At 37.5% G+C, this 19052-nt stretch carries 16 protein-coding genes and 1 pseudogene; 14 read left to right on the top strand and 3 right to left on the bottom strand.

The window, feature by feature from the left end:
* Positions 1-33: 33 nt before the first annotated feature.
* Positions 34-1290: a hypothetical protein gene (locus tag H7355_RS11065; RefSeq protein ID WP_186647426.1), complete on the top strand. Its 1257-nt coding sequence runs from the start codon at positions 34-36 to the stop codon at positions 1288-1290.
* An 83-nt stretch (positions 1291-1373) separates the two neighbouring features.
* Here H7355_RS11065 and rpsO read toward each other — a convergent pair whose 3' ends face one another.
* Positions 1374-1643 carry a 30S ribosomal protein S15 gene (rpsO, locus tag H7355_RS11060; RefSeq protein ID WP_130610747.1) on the bottom strand — a complete coding sequence of 90 codons (270 nt, stop codon included), beginning with the start codon at positions 1641-1643 and terminating at the stop codon, positions 1374-1376.
* A gap of 157 nt (positions 1644-1800) precedes the next feature.
* Here rpsO and ribD point away from each other — a divergent pair, with 157 nt between their 5' ends.
* Positions 1801-3087: a bifunctional diaminohydroxyphosphoribosylaminopyrimidine deaminase/5-amino-6-(5-phosphoribosylamino)uracil reductase RibD gene (gene ribD, locus H7355_RS11055; protein ID WP_186647424.1), complete on the top strand. Its 1287-nt coding sequence runs from the start codon at positions 1801-1803 to the stop codon at positions 3085-3087.
* A gap of 3 nt (positions 3088-3090) precedes the next feature.
* Here ribD and H7355_RS11050 read toward each other — a convergent pair whose 3' ends face one another.
* Complete coding sequence (locus H7355_RS11050) at positions 3091-3741, bottom strand: hypothetical protein (protein ID WP_186647422.1); 651 nt, start codon at positions 3739-3741, stop codon at positions 3091-3093.
* A gap of 846 nt (positions 3742-4587) precedes the next feature.
* Here H7355_RS11050 and H7355_RS16215 point away from each other — a divergent pair.
* From H7355_RS16215 to H7355_RS11035, 4 genes and pseudogenes are all read left to right on the top strand, one after another.
* Positions 4588-4800, top strand: a pseudogene (locus tag H7355_RS16215) (site-specific integrase); the annotation flags it as partial.
* Between the two features lie 18 nt (positions 4801-4818).
* Positions 4819-5535: a tyrosine-type recombinase/integrase gene (locus tag H7355_RS11045; protein ID WP_186647419.1), complete on the top strand. Its 717-nt coding sequence runs from the start codon at positions 4819-4821 to the stop codon at positions 5533-5535.
* A 13-nt stretch (positions 5536-5548) separates the two neighbouring features.
* Positions 5549-6343, top strand: a complete 795-nt coding sequence (locus H7355_RS11040) for an ABC transporter substrate-binding protein (RefSeq protein WP_186647417.1) — start codon at positions 5549-5551, stop codon at positions 6341-6343.
* Positions 6344-6361: 18 nt separating this feature from the next.
* The gene (locus H7355_RS11035) at positions 6362-6871 is read left to right on the top strand and encodes a thermonuclease family protein (RefSeq protein WP_186647415.1); all 510 of its coding nucleotides are present in this window, start codon (positions 6362-6364) and stop codon (positions 6869-6871) included.
* Between the two features lie 93 nt (positions 6872-6964).
* Here H7355_RS11035 and uvrC read toward each other — a convergent pair whose 3' ends face one another.
* Complete coding sequence (gene uvrC, locus H7355_RS11030; protein ID WP_186647413.1) at positions 6965-8986, bottom strand: excinuclease ABC subunit UvrC; 2022 nt, start codon at positions 8984-8986, stop codon at positions 6965-6967.
* 132 nt (positions 8987-9118) lie between these two features.
* Between uvrC and H7355_RS11025 the strand changes: the two genes are divergently transcribed.
* From H7355_RS11025 to rpoB, 8 genes are all read left to right on the top strand, one after another.
* Positions 9119-10333 (top strand): R3H domain-containing nucleic acid-binding protein, encoded by a 1215-nt coding sequence (locus tag H7355_RS11025; RefSeq protein WP_186647411.1) that lies wholly within the window; start codon positions 9119-9121, stop codon positions 10331-10333.
* A 137-nt stretch (positions 10334-10470) separates the two neighbouring features.
* Positions 10471-11250 carry an electron transfer flavoprotein subunit beta/FixA family protein gene (locus H7355_RS11020; protein ID WP_186647408.1) on the top strand — a complete coding sequence of 260 codons (780 nt, stop codon included), beginning with the start codon at positions 10471-10473 and terminating at the stop codon, positions 11248-11250.
* A gap of 10 nt (positions 11251-11260) precedes the next feature.
* On the top strand, positions 11261-12244 hold the full coding sequence (locus tag H7355_RS16060) for an electron transfer flavoprotein subunit alpha/FixB family protein (protein WP_186647406.1): 984 nt from the start codon (positions 11261-11263) through the stop codon (positions 12242-12244).
* Positions 12245-12370: 126 nt separating this feature from the next.
* Positions 12371-12796, top strand: a complete 426-nt coding sequence (gene rplK, locus H7355_RS11010; protein WP_130610717.1) for a 50S ribosomal protein L11 — start codon at positions 12371-12373, stop codon at positions 12794-12796.
* A gap of 49 nt (positions 12797-12845) precedes the next feature.
* The gene (gene rplA / locus H7355_RS11005; RefSeq protein ID WP_186647404.1) at positions 12846-13544 is read left to right on the top strand and encodes a 50S ribosomal protein L1; all 699 of its coding nucleotides are present in this window, start codon (positions 12846-12848) and stop codon (positions 13542-13544) included.
* A gap of 149 nt (positions 13545-13693) precedes the next feature.
* Positions 13694-14212: a 50S ribosomal protein L10 gene (gene rplJ / locus H7355_RS11000; protein ID WP_186647402.1), complete on the top strand. Its 519-nt coding sequence runs from the start codon at positions 13694-13696 to the stop codon at positions 14210-14212.
* 84 nt (positions 14213-14296) lie between these two features.
* Positions 14297-14668: a 50S ribosomal protein L7/L12 gene (rplL, locus tag H7355_RS10995; protein ID WP_222435699.1), complete on the top strand. Its 372-nt coding sequence runs from the start codon at positions 14297-14299 to the stop codon at positions 14666-14668.
* A 192-nt stretch (positions 14669-14860) separates the two neighbouring features.
* Positions 14861-19033 carry a DNA-directed RNA polymerase subunit beta gene (gene rpoB / locus H7355_RS10990; protein WP_186647400.1) on the top strand — a complete coding sequence of 1391 codons (4173 nt, stop codon included), beginning with the start codon at positions 14861-14863 and terminating at the stop codon, positions 19031-19033.
* The last annotated feature ends 19 nt before the right edge of the window (positions 19034-19052 follow it).

The raw sequence follows: 19052 nt of genomic DNA, 5'->3' as shown, positions 1-19052 counted from the left end.
AAAAAAATTAATTTTATTTTGAATTCGGATTATATGAAAAAATATTTAATTATATTTAAAATAAAGATATTTTTATTTTCTCTTTTCACTATCAAAATATTTGCAATAGATTTTAGTGATAAATCACAGACCTCAACTCGTTTTACCTTATCAAGTGGCTATTTGGAAAGTACTTTTAATTCAAACGAAGGTATGGCCTATTTTCCAATGAGTGTTTATGAAACGTATGATTGGGGATTCCGAAAATTATCCGCAGATAAATTTGCCATTGGTCGTTTTTTTTCTGCATTTTTTTCTGGATTATTTCAAGTTGGATATTTTAGCTCAACTTATATGAATGTGCCTTTTCATGAATTTGGCCATGCGACACGCTTTAGATATTTTGGCTCTAGCAGCATTACTTATTTTGTAAATAACAGCCAAACTGCATCAACAAGTACATACTTTGGAATGATTATTAAACGTGCAGGATATCCAAATGAAGGGGCAGCGACTTCTGGGACAATTTCTTATCAGAATGCGACTGAGCAACAAGTCAATTCTCTTATTTCAACTGCGGGTGGAATGAATAATGAAATTTTATTAACTAAAAATTTGGCTGAAAGGGTTTTTGAGAGAGGAGGAACTGTCCCAGATTTCTTTTTTTATTTTGCAGATAAACTCTCTCCTTATAACTACTCAAGATTAAATCCTGCAGAATTTCAAGGAGGTGATCCGCAAAAAATTGAAAGCTCATATGCTGCATTGGGAAAAAATATTACGCGGACAGATTTACAGCAATCGTATTTATTTAGTTTATTAGCGAGTGGTACTTTTTATTCACTTCTCTGGGGGAATTTAAAATATATTTGGAATGGTGAGCAAAATATAAAGACCCTCGATCTTTTTGGCTTTACTTTACCCGATTTTAGTACTTTTATTAATTCACAAGGTCTTTCAATGGAAGGAATGTTACGTTATAAAGTAAATAATAAATTGAGTTTAGGGCTTGCATATGAGAAAGTTTACTTGGGTGGTACTTATGAGCAAATCAGTCCACAAATCCGTTATGTATTCAACATTAATTCTAAACTCATTAAGAATATTAATATAAAACCACAACTTGTTTTTGGTTTTGATAATAGTATTGACGTTGGTGGCAGTTTTTTGAGTGAATTCGAAGGTGAAATAGTCGGTTTATTTTTAAAATATACTTATTATAATATAAATACTCTTTATGGAGAAAGAAATATACCAAGTAAAGATAGTCCAAACGAATTGCTCGCAGGAGTTTATTTCAATATGAAATAATTAAGTTTCTTTACTATAACAAAAAAAGCTGAATTCTGTAAGAATCCAGCTTTAAAATCTTTAGAAATAAAATCTATTTCTTATTAGCGGCGAAGGTTAAGCGCAGCAATAATTTTTTGGTAACGTGCTTCTTCTTTGCGTTTAACATAATCAAGTAAGCTACGGCGTTGGCTTACAAGAGCAAGAAGTCCACGGCGACCTGCAAAGTCTTTTGCATGTTTGCGGAAGTGCTCAGTCAGTTGGTTGATACGAGCGGTTAGAAGTGCAACTTGCACTTCTGGAGAACCGGTGTCAGATTCGTGTGTGCGAAACTTAGCAATGATTTCTGCGCGTTGTTCTGTAGTGATTTGCATGGAAAAATCCTTTCTGGGAAATAACCCAAGTGATTTAAAATACAGGAAAAAACAAGTTTTGGTCCTCCATGCGATTGGGGCGCAAAACCGATTTATTCCTAAAATGAATAATCAGAACACTCTTGCTATCACTCTTAATTTAGAAAGGCAATGAAAAATGTCTTTGTCACTGAAGCCTGGATTTTCCTTTGGCGGAGTTTTGCAAAAGCTCTATCCAGAAGAAAATTTAACAAGGCAAGAGATTATATTAGAAAATTCAGATGAGTATTGGATGGCTCAAGCTCTGAGCAAGAGTATGGAAAATGGCTGCGCTGCGAATCCAAACCCATCTGTGGGCTGTGTGGTTGTGTTAAATAACAAAATAATATCAAGCGGTTGTACAGAGAGATGGGGTGGAAAACATGCTGAAAGAGTGGCATTTGAATCTCTGAAAGTGGGCGATCTCGAAGGGACAACGGTTTATGTTACATTAGAGCCCTGCACTCATGTGGGCAAGCAGCCTCCTTGCGTAGAGCTTTTTCGCAATAGAGGCATATCGAAAGTTGTTATTGGCTCAGAAGATCCTAATCCTATAGTAAGTGGAAATGGTATTCAGCAATTAAAAGAAATGGGAATCGAGTGCAAAGTTGGCGTGTTAAAAACAGAGGTGCAAGCATGGCTTTCTCCCTTTTTTATTCAGCAGCGCAATCATCGTCCATTAATTGCTTTAAAGTGGGCGCAAAGCCTTGATGGTTGTTTTGCGGATGATCATGATGGGTGGCAGTGGATTTCAGGTATCCACTCTAGAAAATACACACATTGGTTAAGACAAAAATACGATGCCATTTTAATTGGGGTTGGAACTCTTTTAAATGATTTTCCATCGTTAGATGTAAGAGAAATTCAAAATCAGTATAAAAGAGATCCGCTTAAGATAATTTATGATCCTTTTGGCAAAATTTTCCAATGTACCGAACAAGAGCAAGCTATATTAACTGAAAAAACTTTTAAATTGGGTACAAAGCAAATTATCCTTATTGGAACTCAAGTTTTACTTGACGAAAAAGAAAAAAATAACAAATGGTTTCAGTTTTTAAAAAATAATGAAAATTTTATTTTACAAAAAATAAATGATAATTCTGAAAATAAGATGACAAATATCATCGTTGAAAGTTTAAAATGCAAAGAAATTGATGAATTTTTAGGCCGCCCTTTGCAAAGCATTTTAATCGAAGGTGGTCCTCGACTTTTAAGTTTATTTTTACAAGAAAAAAATTATGATGTACTTCATGTTTTCATAGCTCCTTTTTTCTTGGGAGGTGAAAAGAATAAATTATTTTCTAAAAAGCAAAGGGCGTTAATTCCCTACATTTTTAGAGATGTGTCAAAAGTTGAAAGAATGAAAATTGTCGTACAAGAGAGACTTGGCAATGATATTCTTCTCGAGATGGTTCAAGAAAATTAACGATTAGCTGTGTTTGAAATCTGTGTTGATAAGTCTGTATCTCTTTCCAGGTCTATGAAAAATGATGGGTGCTATTTTATCTATTGTGATAAGTTTAATTTGAAAATTATTTCCTTCAATCCTCACCTTGGTATTCGATATTTTTGTGCAAACACGGATAATTATTTCATCATTAATTTCAACAGCACATACGGTTTTATTGATGCTATCAATTTTATTTAGTTTTCTCCAAATGAAACCTACATAATCACCATAATTATAATATGGATAATTTGCTTTATCTTCTATCGTTATAATTTCTGCGTCGCGATAACGCGCTTTGAATAAAAGTATATCGGTATATGCTTTTGACTCTTGATCTTCAAATTCATAAAATAGCTTTGCACAGATTTCCTCACTGATTGGAAAAGTGCCAGATCCTTCAAAAAACCAATTTTCAGAGATTTTTACTCCTTCAGAAAGAAATGCTTCATAGATTTTTCTGCCAGTGATTTTTGAGCGAATGATTGGGCTTTCTTCGTACTGTTTGATTGAATTCGACAGAATGTTATATTTTAAAGAAAAATATCTTTTGGTTTTGTTTAAAATCCCGACTCTAATTGAATATGCTCTTAATCCTGCAGATTGCGCTAATATTCTTTTTATATCGGACATTATGATTCCTTTTCACTCGGGCAAAAGAATAAATATTATTTAATATATATATTAAGAAAGTGAAAATTACCAAAATATTTAAATTTGAATGCACTCTGATTAAAATAAGAATGCGCCCCACTCCAATTTTCTATTAAGCACTTTTCTTTAGATGAGTTCAAGTTATTTAGATTGAAATGTCTTATTTTTTATAAGACTTTAAATAGAGCAATAAAATAGAATATTGAATGCATTTTGATAAATAAAAAATCTATTTTTAATTTATCAAAAGAGAGAAAAAAGAACTCTTCAAGCTCAAATTGTATTTTTGTACTAAAACGTAATGCTTTGATTATATCCTTGAAATTGCTCACCATAATTAATTTCGGCAAAAAATAAAGCAGAAAATTTTTGTAGATTTTTTTAACTATAGCTTTCGATAATTCTTTGTGAATATGTTTATATTTGAAAAATACAATCGCCTTGTTAGAGGAGTCTTATGACTACCAAATAATTCAATAAGTTAACAAAAATCTTTAGCAAAGCTATACCATCTCTGGGGAGGCAAAGATTACCAATGGCAAAATAACTTAATATAAGTATCTGTTAATAAAGTATTTTTTATAAAATCATAAATATAATATATTAATATTGTTTTAATAATTTTTTTTATGTAGTAGTTATTGAGAGTCAAAATCGAAACGAATAGATTTTACATACCGTATTTTAAGCGCTCTTCATAGGAATGCTTTCCTTCACTAAAACGAGTTTTTTTGGGGAGATTTTCATGGATGGAAATTTTATCAACCATCAGTCTGCAGTGACCGAAATTGTTAAAAAAGAGTTCTATAATCAAGAGCCTTTCGCATTTTCAAAGCTTTCTTCTTTGCTCATCCGTTTTTTTTAAACCAGCTTAAAAAAAACGGGAAGTCGTCAAATACGATAAGTGCCTATCGCAATGATTTATCGCTTTTTTGTGAGTTCCTCTTAGAAAAGCAAACAAGTCCAGATAATTATTCTTATCCAGCGCAAGAGAATTGGCTCCATTTTTTAAAAGAAAATGGGAGAAATTCTCAATCCAGTGTCCGAAGGGCACAAATGAGTGTCCGTACTTTTATTCACTTCCTCGTTTCAGAAAAAATAATTCAGAATTCCCCTTTTTTAGAAACTAAATCTCCTAAACAGCCTGTCTCCATTTTACTTACAGTTCCACATGATAAATATTTAAATCTGAGTCGTACACTTAAACAATTGGCGTATAGCAAAGATGAAAAAGCAATTCGTGATTGGACGCTTATACTTATTTTAGGCGAATGCGGGCTGAAAGCTTCAGAAGCTGCTAATTTGTCATGGGGGGATGTTTGGCCTGAATTGGAAGAACCGACTTCAGAAACATCTATTGCTGGTTGTTTAAAAGTCACAGGAAATAACGAAAGACTTGTTCCCTACAATCTTGAAATTGCAAATGCATTGAACATGCTAAAAGAAGCTCGTGAGCAAATGGGTTTGACAACTGAACTTGATGATAAATTGTTTTTTGGTTATCTTAATGTGAGTCGCAAAACTCGAACTAATTTTCTGCACAGACATGGAATCAAGTTTGTCATATATGAAGTTTGCACAGAAATCTTAGGAGTGCCTTATAACTCTGAGAGTTTAAGAAATCATGCTATTTTGCGTTGGTTGGCGAAGGGAATTGAAAATGAAAAAGTAGCCAGTTTAGCTGGTTATTCTTCATTGCACTCTCTAGAAAGATTTTTAAATAGTAGAGAAAAGAAGAAGACAAGTATGAGAAAAATAAAAGGCAAAGAATAATTGGTGTGTGCATATGAACCAAAATATTCGTATTGTTTCTTTGGTACCTAGTTTAACAGAAACTATATGTGATTTTGGTATGCAAAATAATATTAAAGGCTGTACAAATTTCTGTGTATCTCCTAAAATTTTGCGTAAAAGTGCACTTGCTGTTGGAGGTACAAAAGATCCTGATATCGAGAAAATAATCTTTTTAAAGCCCACCCATATAATAGTAAATAAAGAAGAAAATACCCCAGAAATACGGAGATTGCTCGAGGAGAGGATCGATAAAACATCGACTATGATAATAGATTCCTTTCCCAAAAATATTTATGATGTCATTCAAATGGTCAAACAATTTGGCGAAATATTTTCATGTGAAGAATGGGTACGTGTTTGGCAAGAAAAGGTTGAAAATCAATTAAATAAATTTAAATCTATTAAATCTCCGCAGTATTCATTTATGTATTTTATATGGAGAGATCCTTGGATGGTGGCTGGCGATAAAACTTATATATCACAAATGCTAAGTTTAGCTGGTTTTAAAAATAGTGTCATCACTGAGGAAGATATGAATTTGCGTTACCCAGTGTTAACTGAAAAAATGGTGCAGGTAAAATCTTCCCAGTTTTATTTGTTTAGTTCTGAACCATATCCCTTTAAAAAAAGACATATAGAAGAGTTCAAACAATCCTATAAGTTAAAAAATGGACATTTTTTACGTGTTGATGGCCAGAATTTGAGCTGGTATGGTTCCCGCTCGTTAAAGTGTTTAGAGTATTTAAGTGAGCTTAAAATAGAGTCTCAAAAACTCATCGACCTTTAGCGATTGGAACGTCACAGTATGACAAACTTAAAAAAGTTGCTTATATTTTATTATTTATTTTTATGTGTAAATGTTTTTGCAAAAGATTTTACTTATTTCGTAGTGAATTGTCATGATGGTGATACCTGCCGCGTGCGAAGTTCAGATAATATCAATATTAAAATAAGACTCATAGCCATTGACGCTCCAGAGGTTGCTCATGGTCAAGTCAAAAAAGGTCAAGCTTTTGGTAATGAAAGTAAAAATTATTTAAATTCCCTTATAAAGGGAAAAAAAGTTGAACTCAAAAATTACAGTGAAGATCACTTTGGCCGTAATTTATCAGAAATTTTCATTGATAATATAAATGTGAATATAAAGATGATTGAAAATGGTATGGCAGAAGTCTATCGAGGTAAATTAAATGCAAGTCTAAATTTAGAAAAATATTTTTCTGCTGAAAAAAAAGCGAAAAAGCTAAAAATAGGTATTTGGTCATTATTAAATTATGAAAGTCCAAGTCTTTGGCGCAAAAATAAAAATTTATGAAATTTTTTGTGGGTGTCTCGTTTTTCAAGCGCAATAGTTTTCAAGAAATAATTTTTAAATTCAGGATTTTTCTTTATTTAGAAAGATTACAAATCAAGAAATTTCTTTTAATTTATCATATATATTTTGAATAATATGTAGAGGAATTCCCGTTTTTTGTACAATAGTATCCATTTTTTCATTTAAAATTTCTTTTAAATTTGGAAAAGCTTCTATCAGTTTTTTTCTTCGTTTGGGGCCAAGGCCTTTAATCTCAGACAGCAAAGATTTCAATGAGGAAGAATCTCTTTTCTTTCTATGAAATGTAATAGCAAAACGGTGAGCTTCGTCACGCATTTGTGTTACAAGTCTATACTCGGGTGAGCCATTTTCGAGCATAAGAGTTTCTGGATGTTCATTTGGGAGAATTTCATTTTTTGCGTCTCTCTTTGGCACTACCAAGCGTTCCGAGCTTTTATGAAGGTCTTTGTCAAAAAAATTATTTTTTACTCTTGATTTTGCTATCCCTACAAGTGGAATTGAAGTCATCCCTAAAGAAGTTAAAAGCCATCCCACCTCGCGAATTTGTGGCTCACCTCCATCTATTATCAGTAAATCAGGAATTTTTTCTTTTTCATTGTCCTTAAAACGTCTGCGCATCACTTCTCGTAAACTGGCAAAATCATCATTTTTTCCAACGATATCTTTGATAATATATTTTCTATAATCTTTTTTAGAGGCACGGCCATTTTTAAACACAACTTGTGAAGCGACAGTCTGTGAACCTTGGAATGTGGAAATATCAAAACACTCAATCCAAGTAGGTATGCTATTTAAATTTAATAATTTCATCAATGCGCTTAACATTTTGTGACTGAATTCATCTATTTTTGCTTGCTCATGAAATTTATTTTCTGCATTTTGATTGGATAAAGAGATAAGGTCGCCAATTTTTTTCTCATCATTTTTATTGTTTATTTTAATTGTTTTAAAGTATTCTTCTTTTGTCAAAAATAAAATGGGTTGCTTTTTTTCTTGATCTCTATTTTCTTTATTCTTTTTCATGAATAAATATTCATCGAGTATTAAATATTCATCGATATTAAGAATGTTCGCAAATAAAATGCTTCTAGGTATAAATTTATTTTCATAATACTGTGAAATAAAAGAGGTGTAAATTCTTGATTTTTCATTTTTTAAATGATCTTTTTGTTCTTCAAATTCAGGTTCTTCTATTAAGTGCTCAACGACATTTGGATAGCCTCCCACCACTTTTCCATCACGAATATTTGTAATATAAAAAGTAACCAATTCCTCATTCCAATAACTACCAATAATATCTAGCTCAATATCTGCATTTAAAGTTACAGATTGTTGGTTTGAAAGTGCCTCCAATGCCCTGAGTTGCTCACGATATAGGGCGGCTTTTTCGAATTCTAAGTTGTCAGCACTTTTTAACATATTTTCTTTTATTAATTTTGAAATATCTTTATACTTTCCATTTAAAATATTTATGACTGAATTTAAATGAACAAGATATTCTTCTTTTTTTACTGGGAGTTTACAAGGGCCAAGACATCTTTTTATATCATAATAATTGCAAGGACGTGTTACGGATTTAAAAAAACTAGGAGTGCATTTAACTAAAGGGAAAAATCGATTAAAAATACCCATGAGCTGTTGAATTTGTCCCGAAATTGAAAATGGCCCAAAATATAGAGCACCATCTTTTTTTCGCTTTCGAGTCGTAATTACGCGTGGCCAATCTTCATGCATATCTATTTTGATATATGGATAAGTTTTATCGTCTCGAAGTAAAATATTATAATTTGGCAAATTGTGTTTTATAAGGTTACATTCCAGAATGAGTGATTCATATTCATTTTCTGTTACGATAACTTCAAAGTCAAAAATCTTTTCAACCAGCGCTTTTGTTTTAGGAGTCTGTCTCTCAAAACCCGTAAAATAGCTTTTAAGTCTTGCGTTTAGGGCTTTTGCTTTGCCTACATAAAGAATCTCACCCTCTTTCCCTTTGTGGAGATAGACTCCTGGTTTTTGAGGTACATGTGTGAGTTTTTCTCGGAGAAGCTGCAAACGCATTTCGAGAGTTATTTTTTGCGGAGCTTGAAAATTCATTCGTGACTTTTCTTTCGTTAGGGTTTATCTCTTTTCTAAGGATGCAATCCTACTTTCGCAGGGTCACTTTACTTTTCCTTGAGGAAGGTGTCATGCTTACCTTTTATCAAACTTTTTATGGGACTTTTTATTGTGACTGAACCTACAAAGATAGAAATTAACTCAGATTCCTTTATTTATGCGGTTCACCAGGCTTTTGAAGCACGATCCAAAGCCAACGGTGAATTCAACTCTCACCTCCGATTTGAACCGTTCTTGCTTGGCTCGTGGGCTCAGCCTGAGTCTTTTGATCTCTCTACGTTCAAATCACTGTTAAACGAAATCATAGCTCATCACATTAAAGTTTTACCTCATTTTAATCGCAATGAAACCGTGAACTTAGAAAATATTGCTTGGTTTTCGCATTCTATAGCAGCTTTGTTTGCAGATATCGAGTTTTTGCTTGTCTCCTATACAGGACATGGATTTCCTTTGCTTCCTACGCCTGTCTTACCTAAAGTGACAAGTAGCAAAAATATTATTGCCGCTCTTGCAAAATTTAAAGACTATATTTCTGCACCAACCGCAGAATCGCGTGAGCCTTTTTCTTTGTTCCCATTATTGTCTGAAACTGACGAAAAATTAGATGATAATTATGTGCAAGAAATTTGGAGCCTTATAACGTCTTTTGCTAAAAAATATTTAGGTTCTTATTTCGAGCTCTTTTCTTCATATGCACTCTGGAAATACACTACGAAAGAACAAGTCATAGAAGCAATTGACTGGAATGTTCGTCCTCCATGTGGAATTTCTTATCGGAAACAGTTCAAAGAGCTCTTCGATAGAGAGCGCGAAGAAAGAAATTCCCGTCGTAATGAAAGAAATTCGCAAAAAAGAGGTGATAAAGACAAGCCTCATTTTAAAAAAGATGAAAGAAAATCTCAGCATACACCTAAACAAGAAAGAGTGGAAAAGTCTGAAAAACCCCAAATCAGTGCAGAAGCTACAACGTTGCCTGTAGAAAAAAGCTCTTTTGTGATTGAAAATGTAGCTCAGTCTGCAGAAAAACCAAGGTCAGAAGGAAAAATGCAAACGCGTAATGCTGTTGCAAAATTCCAGAATAGTTTTCAAGGACAAAGCAATTCTGTAGATCCGAGAAATCAACAAAACATGGAAGAAGCTTTGCTAGAAGCAAATAAAGCAGTACAAAAAATGCTCAAAAACAAGAGTATTCCTGAATTAAGTCTTAATCCACAAAATTCATTTGTTCGTCGTCAGCAACATGTCGTCATTTCTGAAGCTGGTTTTGACACGGAAAGTCGCGGTGATGCGCGCAGCCGGCATGTGTGTATAAAGAGAAAAGACTAAAGATCCTTCGCAGATCAAACATCTCTGCCGCCAAGAAACTCATATCAATCCTTTGACACCCTAGTCAGAATAAGTAATCTCAATCTGACTTAGTGGTGTTTTTTTATGTAATAAACAATCCTTCTCGGAGGACTAAAGTGAAAATTCTTGTTCTTGCTAAACATGTTCCTGATACAGAAACAGTTATTAAAATTTCTGGTGGCGGCAAAACTATCGATGAATCTGATTTTAAATATATGGTTAACCCATGTGATGAGTATGCCATGGAAGAAGCTATCCGCACCCAAGATAAGCTAAAAGGTGAAAGTGTTGTTGTGAGCGTGGGTCCATCCCGTGCCCAAGAAACCATTCGTAAAGCACTTGCTATGGGAATGGATCGTGGTGTGTGGATCAACACAGAAGGCTATACGGGTGCACTTGACTCTTACTCGGTGGCTTTGGCGATTTCCAAAGTCGTAGCAGAAGAAAAGCCTGATGTTATTTTTGCGGGCCTCAATACCATTGACGAAGGGGCTGGTAACGTCGGCCCTATGGTTGCAGAATTTGCAGGCATGCCAAGTCTTGTCAATATCTCAAAACTTGAATGGCAAAATGAAGGCAAAAGTGTACGCGCTGAGCGTGATGTTGAAAGCGGTATTGTTGAAGTTTATGAAGCGCAAACACCTTTGCTCATAGCTCCTCATCAAAACTTAAATGATCCAAGATTCCCTTCTTTGCCAGGTATTATGAAGGCAAAAAAGAAGCCAATTGCAGAAAAAAAAGCAGCAGACCTTATCACTGAGAAAGCAAAAGTTGAGGTGCGCACTTATAAGCTTCCGCCTGAAAAAGCTCCCGGGAAAATCTTTAAAGGTAAGCCTGTCGAGGAAATGGTAATGGAAGTGGTTAAATTATTGCGCTCCGAAGCAAAGGTTATATAAGGGGAAGAAAATGACTCATAAAGTTCTTGTTTATGCTGAAGTGAGAAATGGAAAGCTCAAATCAACTGCTGGAGAAGCTCTTGCAGAAGCAAGGAAAATGCTCGGTGGAAAAACCGAAAACTTACATGCCGTTTTATTAGGTGAAGGCTGTGAGCAGCATGCAAAAACCCTTGCAACATTTGGTGCCTCGAAAATTTACGTGGTCGACACACCTGAAACAAACACCTATCAGGGTGAGCCAACGATCCAAGCTATTACGCAAATTGTCCAAAAAAATAGCTATACAGTTGTAGTAGGGGCAGCCTCGCCAACGGGACGCGACTTCTTTCCAAGGCTTTCTATTCGTAACAAGGGAGCTATGCTCACGGATGTGGTGAGTTTTTCCTTGGACGGAGAATCGGTTGTTGCTGAGATCCCTATGTATTTAGGTAAATGCGCTAAACAGGCAGTTTCAGCCGCACCTATAACATTTATAACCCTGCGGCCCAATGTGCGCCCAAGCGAAGTGGCTGATGCCAACGCGCAAGCCAATGTTGAGAAGTTCGCTGTCGACTTCGATCGGGCAAAAATAACCTCCAAGGTTGTAGAAGTGCGCAAAGGTGCTGGAGAAAGACCTGACTTAACAGAAGCAAATATTATTATTTCGGGTGGTCGTGCGATTGCAAGCAAAGACAATTTCAAAATCCTCTTTGAATGTGCAGATGTTGTCCATGGTTCAGTAGGTGCTTCGCGCGCAGCGGTGGACTCTGGTTACGCTCCTTACGAAATGCAAGTGGGCCAAACTGGAAAAACAGTCAACCCTGGTCTCTATGTTGCCTGTGGGATCTCTGGTTCTATTCAACACCTTTCGGGGATGAGAACGTCAAAATGCATTGTGGCGATCAACACCGATGTCGATGCTCCTATCTTCCAGAAAGCAGACTTTGGTATCGTAGCCGATCTCTTCCAAGCAGTGCCTATATTAACAAGAGAATTTAAGAAGTTGATGGAATAAGAATTCTACTCCTTTATACTCATCCTTTTCTCTTGCAACTCTTAAAGTTTTGTATTATCGCTTTGCACTCACGCCCAAATCGCACCTTTTTTTGGGCTGATTGTTCCATTTTATGAGGAAAGAACCATGGCAAAGAAAGTCGTAGGACTTATTAAGCTCCAGATTAAAGGCGCGCAAGCAACTGCAGCGCCACCTGTTGGTCCAGCTTTGGGTCAACGCGGTGTTAATATCGCAATGTTTGTTAAAGAATTTAACGCTCGTACGCAAAAGCAACCAGGTGTTGTTCTTCCAACAATCATTACAGTTTATTCTGATAAATCCTTTACATTTATCACAAAAACTCCACCTGCAAGTGTTCTTCTGAAACAAGCGGCTAAGCTTGAATCTGCAAGTAAAACTCCAGGTAAAGCAATTGCTGGTTCAGTAACAGATAAACAAGTTGAAGAAATTGCAAAAACAAAACTTCCTGACTTGAACTGCTACGATATCGAAACAGCAAAGAGCCTTATCAAAGGTTCTGCTCGTTCTATGGGCATCGAAGTTAAAGCTTAAATTTTTCGAGGGAGGCTTTATAAGCCGATGAACCTCAAAGGAATATATTATGGCAAGAAAAATTAGTAAAAAATTAAAAGCTGCTTCTGCAAAAGTAAATGCAGAAAAGTCTTATAATTTAACAGAAGCAAGTGCGCTTCTTAAAGATATTTCATACGCAAAATTCGATGAAACAGTTGAAATTGCTATGAATCTTGGTGTCGATCCGCGCCACGCTGACCAAAACGTCCGTGGTGCGGTTGTTCTTCCTCACGGTCTTGGAAAAAAGGTGCGTGTTTTAGTTTTTGCTAAAGGCGAAAAAATCCGTGAAGCAGAAGAAGCTGGCGCTGATTATGTTGGCGGCGAAGAGCTTGCACAAAAAATTCAAGGTGGATGGTTGGATTTTGAATCTGCCATTGCAACACCTGACATGATGGGTCTTGTAGGTCGTCTTGGTCGTATTCTTGCACCTCGCGGTCTTATGCCAAACCCAAAAGTGGGAACTGTAACTCAAGATCTTAAAACTGCAGTTAAAGAAGCTAAAGCAGGTCGCGTTGAATTCAAAGTCAACAAGGCTGGTATTATCCAAGCTCCTGTAGGAAAAGTTTCTTTTGATGCCGCTAAAATCGAAGAAAATGCAAAAGCATTTATTGATGCAATTGTAAAAGCAAAACCAGCAGCTGCTAAAGGTACATACATCAAGTCAGCTTATGTAAGCTCAACAATGAGCCCATCTGTTCGTCTTGAAACTGCTGATTTCAAAATATAATTTTTTAGTTTCGTAAGGGTCTAAGACTGCTGGTTATTCTGCGTTTTGCAGATGTGTAAATCCCGCATAGACTTTGGCCCCTGCGGTTTATTAACCTCGTGGTCCCATTTTGCCTGTGGGAATGCGATTAACTTAGGGGAGGCATTCTCTTGGATCGTAACGCTAAACTTCAGTGGCGTAACAGTGTTGTCGAAGCTCTCGACAAATCTGGCGCCGTGTTCCTAGCTAATTACTCAGGAATGACAGTTGAAGAGCTTACGGCTATGCGTCGTGAACTCAAAGCAGTCAACGCTGACTTTCACGTAGTCAAAAATACAATTGCTCAAAAAGCAGTTGAAGGCAGAGATGAAAATGTTATCTCTGATCTCTTCGTTGGTCAAACCGGCGTCGTTTTTGCTTATGGTGATGTTGCCGCTGCTGCAAAAGCATTTTCTGAGTCCGCAAAGAAATTTGAAAAGCTCAAGATCACTGGTGGATATATGGAAAAATCCGCTTTGACTCCTGCTGCTGTTCAAAACTTAGCATCTTTGCCATCTCGCGATGTGCTTATCGGCCAAATTATCGGCTCAATGGTTGCTCCACACCGTGGACTTCTCAACGTGCTCAGTGGTGTGCCTAGAAACTTGGTTCAAGTTCTCAATGCCATCAAAGATAAAAAGGCGAGCTAAAACGAGCTGTCAACTTGTGTTTTAATTTTGTGTTTAATCTATTAGTTTCGCTTTTGAAACTAGAAAATTTATAAGGGCTTTACAATGTCTATTACTAAAGAACAATTCATTTCCTACATCGAAAACCTCACTCTTATTCAAGCTGCTGAGCTTGTTAAAGAACTCGAAGACAAATTTGGCGTATCTGCAGCAGCTCCTGTTGCTATGATGGCAGCAGCTCCTGCAGCAGCAGCAGCAGCTGAACAAACTGAATTCGAAGTTGTTCTTAAAGCAGCTGGCGACAAAAAGCTTGACGTTATTAAGGAAGTTCGTGCTATCACTGGTCTTGGTCTTAAAGAAGCTAAAGATCTCGTTGAAGGCGCGCCAAAATCTCTTAAAGCTGGCGTTACTAAAGCTGAATCTGAAGAAATTAAAAAGAAACTCACAGCAGTTGGCGCAACTGTTGAAGTTAAATAATAAACAAGACTCTTTACCGAGTTTAGTTTGTTTAGAGTCAAGCTATTGAACATGCGTTCTTTAGCTTGACTTTTGCTATTGTGCAAATATTGTGTGCTTTGCTTCCTTATGGTATGTCAAAAGGACGCATTTCCTATTTTTTGCACAATTTATTATATTTGTATCCTTTCTTTCTCATGCAGAGGATTTCATATGGCCAACTTGGCATCTAGCTTTGTCCGTCACCGCCGCACTTTTGCAAAAGTCAAACCTATTATTGGTATGCCCAATCTAATTGACATTCAAAAGAAGTCGTACGCAGAATTCTTGCAAGGTACTGATTCCGCTGAAAATCGTATTGAAGCTGGTCTTCAAGGTGTTTTCAAAAGCGTATTTCCCGTTCAAGATTTTGATGCAACAGCTTCTGTTGAATTCGTCAGTTACTCACTTGATGAACCAAAGTACACTGTCGAGGAATGCCGGTCAAAGGGCATGACTTACGCTGCACCTGTTAAGGTCTTAATCCGTCTCATTATTTGGGATGTTGACCATGAAACAGGCGTTAAATCCATCCGTGGATTTAAAGAGCAAGAAGTTTATTTTGGCGAAATCCCACTTATGACACAAAACGGTACCTTTATTATTAACGGTACAGAACGTGTTGTGGTTTCTCAGCTACACCGCTCTCCCGGTGTTTTCTTCGATCATGACAAAGGAAAAACTCTTTCCTCTGGTAAGTTTTTATACAATGCACGTATTATTCCTTACCGTGGTTCATGGCTCGATTTCGAATTCGATACAAAAGATATCCTTTATTGCCGCATAGATCGTCGCAGAAAAATGCCTGCAACTGTGCTCTTAAAGGCGCTTGGTTATACAACGGAAGAATTGCTTGGCAAGTTCTACGAATGCGAGACTGTCGTTATTCGTGATGGTCAGTATTTCCGTAAAGTAAACCTAGATCGTTTGCGTGGACAAAGAGCTTCCAGTGATATTATGGATCCTAAAAATCCAAGTAACACACTCGTTAAACGCAACCGTAAAATTTCCGCTTTACATATTAAACAACTTAAAGCAGCTGGTGTTGAAGAACTTCAATTCCCACGCGAAGAAATCATTGGGAAAATCATTGGCCGTGACATCATCGACGATGACACCGGTGAAGTTCTATTCCCAATCAACACGGACATTTCAGAAAAAATTCTCGAAGCAATTGTCCTCAAAGGAATCTCTTCGTTTGAAATCCTCTTTATTGATGATCTCAACGTGGACTCTTCTTTCCGTGACACGCTTATGGTTGACAAAACAGCCAATACAGAAGAAGCGTTGCTCGAAATTTATCGCAGAATGCGTCCAGGTGATCCACCCACACTTGAAAATGCAAGTAATCTTTTCCAAAATCTCTTTTTTGAAAAAGATCGCTATGACCTCTCCCGTGTTGGTCGTCTCAAATTAAATGAAAAACTCGATCTCGAAATTGATATCGATTATCGCACATTAACCCGTGAAGATATCATCGGTTCAGTTAAGCGCCTCCTCGATGTACGCAGCGGTAAAATCAAAGTGGACGATATTGACCACCTTGGTAACCGTCGTGTGCGTGCTGTGGGTGAGCTTCTTGAAAATCAATATCGCATTGGTTTAACTCGCATTGAGAGAGCTATTAAAGAACGTCTTCAACTCCAAGACCTTGACAGCCTTATGCCGCATGACCTTGTCAATGCGAAACCTGTGACTGCTGTTGTGAAAGAATTCTTTGGTTCTTCACAGTTAAGTCAGTTTATGGATCAGACAAACCCTCTCGCAGAGGTTTACCACAAACGTCGTCTTTCTGCCCTTGGGCCTGGTGGTCTTTCCCGTGAAAGAGCTGGCTTCGAAGTGCGTGACGTACACCCAACACATTACGGACGCATCTGCCCAATTGAAACGCCTGAAGGTCCAAACATTGGTCTTATCGTTTCGCTTGCGTCCTTTGCTCAAGTAAACAAATATGGCTTTATCGAAACTCCTTATCGCTCTGTGGTTGACCGTTTACCGGTTGATGACGTGCGCTATTATTCATCAACCGATGAATGGCGTGATCACGTTATTGCACAAGCGTATATGCATCTTGATAAAGAAAACAAAATCAAAGCAGATGATCTCTTGAACGCGCGCAGTTCAGGTGAAACTAACATCTATTCTGCTGAAGAAGTTGACTTAATGGACGTTGCAACGAACCAAGCGGTTTCGGTTGCTGCATCTCTTATTCCATTCCTACAAAATGACGACGCCCACCGTGCCCTCATGGGTGCCAACATGCAACGCCAAGGTCTTCCATTGTTGAGAACCAAAGCGCCACTTGTTGGGACAGGTATGGAACGTACTGTGGCTGCTGACTCAGGTGTGACTGTGGTTGCTCGCCGTGCGGGTACAGTTATTGCCGTGGATGCAGAACGCGTTGTTATTAAAACCAATGAAGCTTCCTCAGACATCACAGAAGTGGCTTCTGAAGTTGATATTTACACGCTCATCAAGTTTACCCGTTCTAACGTTGATACCTGTGTTAACCAAAAACCAATTGTAAAAGTTGGTGATAAAGTTGAGCGTAATGACATCATTGCAGATGGTTTTGCAACGGAAATGGGCGAACTCGCTCTTGGCCAAAACGTCGTTGTCGCATTCCTTCCATGGAATGGTTACAACTACGAAGACGGTATTGTTGTGTCCGAACGCATTGTGCGTGAAGATTTATATACCTCTGTTTATATTCAAGAATTTGAATGTATCAGCCGTGACACCAAACTTGGAAAAGAAGAAATCACTTCCGATATTCCAAACGTCAGCGACGAATCCCTAAAAGATCTCGACGATGCCGGTGTTGTACGTGTGGGAGCTGAAGTGAAACCTGGCGATATACTCGTTGGTAAACTCACTCCAAAAGCAGAAACACAACTCACTCCAGAAGAAAAACTTCTCCGCGCAATTTTCGGCGAAAAAGCAGCCGATGTGCGTGACACATCCCTTCGTGTTCCACCAGGAGTACAAGGAACTGTTATTGGAGCAAAAGTATTTTCGCGTGAAGGTGCTGAACTCGATAGCCGTATGATCCAGGTTCAAGAGCAAGAAATTGCTAAACTCAAAAAAGATGAACGCGATCGTATTCAAATCATCCGTAAGTCCACTGCTGAAAAACTTGAAGATCTCATTGCAGGCGAAACAGCTGCGGTCAGCATTGAAGTTAAAAATGAAAGCGGTGTCCTTAAAGTCACTTCTGGTGAAAAACTCACAAAAGAAGTCTTAGCTGATTTATCTATTGAACAAATCAAAGCCCTAGAAGTTATCAGCTCTGACAAGAGCGCACTTCTGGCAAAAATCAAAAAATCTATGAATGAGAAAATTGCTCTCGTTCGTGAAATGACAGAAACCCAAATCGCCCGTGCAAAACGTGGTGACGAATTGCCACCAGGCGTTATCAAAATGGTTAAAGTCTACGTTGCAATCAAACGTCGTCTGCAAGTGGGTGATAAGCTCGCGGGTCGCCATGGTAACAAGGGTGTTATTTCAAAAATTGTTCCTATCGAAGACATGCCATTCCTCGACAATGGACAGCCAGTAGATATCGTTCTCAGTCCGCTCGGGGTTCCATCGCGTATGAACATCGGTCAGATTATGGAAACGCACTTTGGTTGGGCAGCACGTGGAATTGGTATTAAAATCAATGAGATGCTCGACAAAGCAGCTCCTCGTCATGAACTTGAAGAGTATATCTGCAAGGTTTGGGATGATCCTTCTGTTCATGAGTTTGTTAAAACATGCTCAAACGACGAACTTCGCCAATTTGTGCGCAAGTATAAAGAAGGCGTCACTCTCTCAAACCCAGTGTTTGACGGTGCTGTAGAAGAAGAGATTTTCAAATATCTCGAACTCGCAGATCTCGACAGATCTGGACAAGTTACACTTTACGACGGAAGAACCGGTGAGAAATTCAATCGTCAAGTTACAGTTGGTGTTATGTATGTTCTCCGACTCCACCACTTGGTAGATGAGAAAATCCATGCGCGTTCCATTGGGCCTTACAGCCTTGTTACACAACAACCTCTTGGCGGTAAAGCACAGTTCGGTGGTCAACGTCTTGGGGAAATGGAAGTGTGGGCGATGGAAGCCTATGGTGCAGCATACACCCTTCAGGAATTCCTCACTGTTAAATCTGACGATATCGCAGGTCGTACAAAAATGTATGAAGCTGTTGTTAAGGGTGAGAACATGATGCTTCCTGGTTTACCAGAATCCTTCAATGTTCTTATCAAAGAAATGCAATCGCTTGCGTTGGATGTCAGCCTCATTCGCGATGAAAGTGAAATCAGTCTCGATGACTTGCAACGTGATGTGCGCGAAATCCAATAAAGTCGAAGGAGTTTAAGCA

The organism is Fluviispira vulneris (genome assembly GCF_014281055.1).
GTDB lineage: Bacteria > Bdellovibrionota_B > Oligoflexia > Silvanigrellales > Silvanigrellaceae > Silvanigrella > Silvanigrella vulneris.
The sequence above is the reverse complement of the archived record's forward strand: the minus strand, read 5'-3'. Positions and strand labels throughout refer to the sequence as shown.